Below are 736 nucleotides of genomic sequence, written 5' to 3'. Positions count from 1 at the left end.
GGATCGGTTCGACGCTCAGCGCGGCCAACGCCGCGGCGTCCGTCCCCACCACCGGGGTGCTCGCCGCCGGCGCCGACGAGGTGTCGGCGGTCATCGCGGCGATCTTCGGCTCACACGCGCAGGAGTACCAGGCGATCAGCGCGCAAGCCGCGCAGTTTCACGCCCAGTTCGTGGAGGCGCTGAGCGGCAACGCGGGCACCTACGCGGCCGCCGAGGCCGCCAACGCCCAGCAGCAGCTCCTGGGCGCCATCAATTCGCCCGTCCAGGCGCTGACCGGGCGTCCGCTCATCGGTAACGGCGCCAACGCCGCCGCGGGGACGGGGCAAAACGGGGCTCCCGGCGGCTGGCTGCTCGGCGACGGCGGGGCGGGCGGGTCCGGATTGTCCGGAGTGTCCGGTCAGCCGGGCGGCAGCGGCGGCTCGGCCGGCCTGTTCGGCAATGGCGGGCCCGGCGGTGCCGGCGGAGCCTCCAGCCTCGGCAACGGTGCGGCCGGCGGTGCCGGCGGGGCGGGCGGGCTGCTGGACGGCAACGGCGGCGTCGGCGGCGTCGGCGGCTCCGGACTCAACGGCGGGGCCGGCGGCAGCGGCGGCGCCGGCGGCATGCTGTTCGGCGCCGGCGGGGCCGGCGGTACCGGTGGCATCGGCAGCACCGGCCTCATCGGCGGCGGCGCCGGCGGCAACGGCGGTGCGGGCGGCTTCTTCGGCGGCGCCGGCGGCGCCGGCGGCACCGGCGGCAT

The 736-nt window shown here is 78.5% G+C and carries 1 protein-coding gene; it reads left to right on the top strand.

The window, feature by feature from the left end; all coding sequences use genetic code 11:
• Positions 1 to 2: 2 nt before the first annotated feature.
• A partial coding sequence (locus tag A5673_RS01395; RefSeq protein ID WP_231970778.1) for a PE family protein occupies positions 3 to 736 on the top strand: 734 nt, incomplete at its 3' end.

The organism is Mycobacterium sp. E3198, assembly GCF_001667015.1.
GTDB lineage: Bacteria > Actinomycetota > Actinomycetes > Mycobacteriales > Mycobacteriaceae > Mycobacterium.
This window is presented reverse-complemented; position numbering and strand designations above follow the sequence as displayed.